Here is a 5,658-nt window from a genome sequence, read left to right on the forward strand (position 1 = left end):
GTGATGGTTTTCGTCGACTCAACCTTAGCATATAGGCGCACCCAATGGGTGAAACACCAAAGCAGCGCAGTCCCGTGTGAATCATGGGATTGCGCTGCTTTTTTGAAATTCTATGAATAATCCAGGTTAAATGTCAGATCCATCGCACTACCTGCGTACTTGCCGTCGACCGTTGCAGGACCAACGACCGTGTAGCCATCAAGTGCCGGTGCCGTTTCTGTGAACTCAGCTCCTTGGCTACCACTCGTTACTTTATCAGGCTGAAGCGTTGCCCCCGTTTCTGCATTGACATAGTGCACCGTCAACGTAGTTGCTGAATTCTCATCAAGTGGCTGATAGTTAAATGTCAGATCCATCGCGCTACCTGCGTACTTGCCGTCGACAGTTGCGGAACCAACGACCGTGTAGCCATCAAGTGCCGGTGCCGTTTCTGTGAACTCAGCTCCTTGGCTACCACTCGTTACTTTATCCGCCTGAAGCGTTGCCCCCGTCTCTGCATTGACATAGTGCACCGTCAACGTAGTTGCCGAATTCTCATCAAGTGGCTGATAGTTAAACGTCAGATCCATCGCGCTACCTGCGTACTTGCCATCAACAGTTGCAGGACCAACGACCGTGTAGCCATCAAGTGCTGGTGCCGTTTCTGTGAACTCGGCTCCTGCGATACCACTCGTTACTTTATCCGGCTGAAGTGTTGCGCCCGTCTCTGCATTGACATAGTGCACCGTCAACGTAGTTGCCGAATTCTCATCAAGTGGCTGATAGTTAAACGTCAGATCCATCGCGCTACCTGCGTACTCGCCGTCGACAGTTGCAGGACCAACGACCGTGTAGCCATCAAGTGCTGGCGCCGTTTCTGTGAAATCAGCTCCTTGGCTACCACTCGTTACTTTATCAGGCTGAAGCGTTGCCCCCGTCTCTGCATTGACATAGTGCACCGTCAACATAGTTGCCGAATTCTCATCAAGTGGCTGATAGTTAAATGTCAGATCCATCGCGCTACCTGCGTACTTGCCATCAACAGTTGCAGGACCAACAATCGTGTAGCCATCAAGTGCTGGCGCCGTTTCTGTGAAATCGGCTCCTGCGATACCACTCGTTACTCTATCAGGCTGAAGCGTTGCCCCCGTCTCTGCGTTGACATAGTACACCGTCAACGTAGTTGCCGAACTCTCATCAAGTGGCTGATAGTTAAACGTCAGATCCATCGCGCTACCTGCGTACTTGCCGTCAACAGTTGCGGAACCGACAACCGTGTAGCCATCAAGTGCTGGCGCCGTTTCTGTGAAATCAGCTCCTTGGCTACCACTCGTTACTTTATCAGGCTGAAGCGTTGCGCCCGTTTCAGCATTGACATAGTGCACCGTCAACGTAGTTGCCGAACTCTCATCAAGTGGCTGATAGTTAAACGTCAGATCCATCGCGCTACCTGCGTACTTGCCATCAACAGTTGCAGGACCAACGACCGTGTAGCCATCAAGTGCTGGTGCCGTTTCCGTGAACGCAGTACCTTGATCGCCAGTTGTCACCTTATCCGGCTGGACAGGTTCACCTGTCACAACGTTAGTGTAGTGCACCGTTAGCTTTGCCGGCGTCGCAGCATCATCGACGACTTGCCCATCCTTGTCATAAACGAAGGTCAAGTCCATCGCATTGCCTTGATACGTTCCACTGACTGGCGTGTAATCCTTAGGATGATAATTTTGAATTTCAGGTGCAGAAACGGAGAAGTCGTCACCAACTTTACCGGTCTGCGTTGTCGGATCGGCAATCTTGTTGCCGGCACCATCCACATAATGCATGGTCAAAACCGTCTTGACGGCAGTCTCGTTCGGCACTTGCATCATCGGCTGATAAACGAAGAACACATCTTTGGTGTCTTCTGTCATATAGTCATTCAATCCGCTGAGAGTGTTCGGCACCAGTCGATAACCGCTAATCTCATGATACTCCGCCGAGTACAATTCGCCCAGGTTCTTGGTAATTTCGGTACTTGGCGCGAGGTCCTCGCGACTTAAGTTATTAACATAGTGAACGTGGATCGTCTTCGTCAACGCCTTGTACTTAACTGTGACTTCTGACACCAAAAGCTTGCCTTCAGCGTCAACCGTTGCGGTCCCTTTGAGCTCGTCATCAGTGGTCTGCCGCTGGTAATAGCCAGAAATTGTCACCCCGTCGACCGTCGGCTTGAGATCATATTCTGCGTTAGTTGCGGTGGTAAAGTTAGAGTCTGAATGCAAGCTATTGCCCTTATCATCGACATAGTGGATCGTCAAATTCTGGGCATCTGCTGTGTAGACAACCGTTACGTCAGGTACCTTCCCGTCAGAGTTCAGCTTGGCGGTACCTTTCAATTCCTCATCAGTGGTCTGCCGGGTATAGCCTGGGATATCCACCCCTTCAACTGTTGTCTTGAGATCATACGCCGCATCAGTTTTTGTTGGCACGTTGCTGTCATCGTGCAACTTGTTGCCCTTATCATCGACATAGTGAACCGTCAAATTCTGGGCATCTGCTGTGTAGACAACCGTTACGTCAGGTACCTTCCCGTCAGAGTTCAGCTTGGCGGTACCTTTCAATTCCTCATCAGTGGTCTGCCGGGTATAGCCTGGGATATCCACCCCTTCAACTGTTGTCTTGAGATCATACGCCGCATCAGTTTTTGTTGGCACGTTGCTGTCATCGTGTAACTTATTGCCATTAAGGTCCACATAGTGAATCGTTAAGTTCTGATCATCCGCCGTGTAAACAACCGTCACTGCAGGGACCAAAAGATCACCATTCGCATCAATCTTTGCCGTACCCTTTAATGCGTCATCGGTTGTTTGCCGGGTGTAGCCTGGGATTGTTACCCCATCGACTGTCGACTTGAGATCATAGACAGCATTGGTGGCCGTCGTAGCGGTAGTGTCATCGTGCAACTTGTTATCCTTGTCGTCGACAAAGTGAATCGTGATTGTTTTTTTGGCCACCCGATACGTTACGGTCACTTCTGACTTCACAAGCTTACCATCTGCGCCGAGCGTCGCGGTCCCTTTCAGATCTGCATCAGGCGTTTCCCGTTCATAACCAGCAATTGCCACATTATCGACCGTCGACGTAAGATCATAAGCCGCATTGGTGGTCGTCGCGGCAGTCGTATTCGGATGCAACGAATTGCCTGATTCATCGACATAGTGAATCGTCAGTGTCTGCGGGTTAGCTTTGTAATAGAAGGTGTAGCTATTTTGCGTTGTTGACAGCGTCAAGTTGTCACTGTTCTTCGTCGGGGTATAGCCAACGACAGTCGCTGCGGTCACCGGATATTGATACCCCATGATCCCGTTGCCGAACGTTTGCGCTGGTGCAAGCACCTTGCTGTGGTCTGCGTCAGCCACGAAGTTCACGGTAAAAGGCATCGTCTGTGGCGTGAAGTACAGGTTGATGTTTTGAATCTGTGAAGTGGTGACCGTATACGCCTTGGCGTTGTCTGGCATCGCGGTGTAGCCAGCAATCTTGGTGTAGGTATCGGCGGTGAGATCCAATGAATCACCGATATATCCCTTCAGCGTCTGCTGACCTTTGGCATTAGTGTTCGTCAGCACGTTAATGAAGTTGACGGTCACGCTCATCTGCGCTCGATTGTATATGAAAATCACCGTCTGGTTAGGATCTTCGGTGATGGTATAGGCTTGGCTAGCTTGTTGCGGCGTGTAACCGGTGATGGTCATTGCCGTAAGCGTCAGCACACTGCCAGCGTCGGCCTTCATCGTCCGGTCAGCGGCCAACGTATTACCATCGGAGTCTTGATATTTCACTGTGATGACGCGCTGCGCTTCCGCCACGCGCGTGTTCAGGTCGGTCGTTTTAGCACCCAAAATGGTCCCACCATCAGCTTTGGTATAGTTGAACACCAAGGCCTTAGCCGTCGCAGCAGCGGTTGGCACGTCTGTCACCTTGACCGGGAATTCAACATCAACAGAGGCTTTATTGGCCAGGGTTGGGGCGGTGAAAAGGATGCTCTTCACGCTTCCCCAGTCGCTGATGCTACTCCCGTCGGTGAAGCTTGCCAGCTGCGTTGCAGACAGCGCCTGGCCGTCTGTGCCGGTCACCTTTTGCGTACTGTATTGCACCGTCACGCCGGCAGGCACCGTAATGGCGCCGGTGAGGTCGAGAGAATACGCATCCCAATCAGCGGTTTTCGGTAAGGTGACTAAACCGTGGTAATCCAGACTGGTGTTGGCACCACCGTTGTAAATATATTCGCGGATCGAGCCGGTCAAACCGCCTGGATAAAAGCTAGCGGTGCCGTCTGTACCGCTAACATAGGTATCTTCAGCATCAGCTTTAACGCCTGTGCTGAGCATTAATTCGGTTGGCGCGGTAATTGGAAAGAGTGTACCGCTATACTGTTGAGAAGATCGATCTACTGTATCTAAATATGCCCTTGTATAACCGGCGTTTTGAAGAAGCGTCGCGACATCTCCAAAACCGTTTTGACGTAATTGATCGAACGTCCAGATCCGACCACCACTCGCTGTCCAAAAATTGGCATCAATATTGTCATCCTTGATTCCTATGAAGGAAGGCTCCTGGATAGCATTGCCCATCTTGATCTGGGTGTCTGGCGTCACGTCGGCGTTTGCATTCATCTCGACCTGGATGTGATTAATTTGGACACTGGTGTTGTACTTATTATTAACAGAACTATTGACACTGTATCCTGCAGGAACATCGATACGCAGATAGCGGTGCCCGTTAAGCATCACCTCACTAGTATTCTCGTTGAATTTGTCAGTCTTAACGAAGGTCGCATGATCTGGCAATGGCAAAAGGAAAACAGCCGGCTGATCCAAGATGTTATAGGTCGTCAAGCTCCATTTATCAAAAGGATAGAAACCGAATGCGGCATCACCATCTTCGGCCTTGAGTGCCTCACCGGCCTGATAAGGGCCCGCTGGAGTCGTGCCATCCAAATGCGGGTTTGCACTCATGATTGCATGCGAATCGGTAACGATCACTTGATAGTTCGTGTAAGGTACCGTTGTTCCACCAATCTCAGACGACGTCGGGATCGTATAAGTCTGCGACCCGTTTGGTGCTGTTGCGACTGCCAGAATCGGCGCCAATTTGATCTGAGAATACGAGGTGTTTGGCAGCGAGGTGAAGTCCACGCCAAAGCTGGCGATCGACGCGTTAACATCTGGCATCCAAGTGTAGATGGAACTGCTGTCTTTGGCTAGGCTGCCCAAGTTGCCTGATGCCAACACTGTCCCGTTGGCATCATAAGCCGTCAATGTTGCCGTCAAACCGTAAAGCGCCCCTGCAGCGTATTGGCTAGATATTTTTAAGCCCGTCCCGATCATGTTAGCCGGCACTTTGAACGTGATATTGACTGGGTCCTTGGTCGACTTGGTCACATCCATCGTCAACCAAGATGAATTCATCACATTGTAGGTCCCCACATCGGTCGGGCCAACATAATTGGTCACTGGCGTCGCATCGACTTTGAAGTTAACCGGCTGGCCGCTGACGATGGTTTCTTTGAAGGTGACGGATTTACAATTCAAGTGCAACAAATTAGTCAAATAGAAAAGACTCATAGCCTGAGTCCTTGTAAAATGGAATCACCACAAGACCAACTACAAGGAGAACTCGACTATGAGTCCGTACACCCAT

The 5,658-nt window shown here is 50.7% G+C and carries 1 protein-coding gene; it reads right to left on the minus strand.

Going from position 1 to position 5,658, the window contains the following annotated elements; all coding sequences use genetic code 11:
* Nucleotides 1–110 precede the first annotated feature (110 nt).
* A complete protein-coding gene (locus tag ACYVRB_RS13995) occupies nucleotides 111–5,582 on the minus strand; it encodes a MucBP domain-containing protein (RefSeq protein ID WP_461216035.1) in 5,472 nt (1,823 codons plus the stop codon).
* Nucleotides 5,583–5,658 lie beyond the last annotated feature (76 nt).

Source organism: Lacticaseibacillus boliensis, from assembly GCF_054784775.1.

Excerpts from the sequence above, each read along its gene's own strand:
- ACYVRB_RS13995 (WP_461216035.1), bottom strand. The coding sequence starts at position 5,582 with ATGAGTCTTTTCTATTTGACTAATTTGTTGCACTTGAATTGTAAATCC.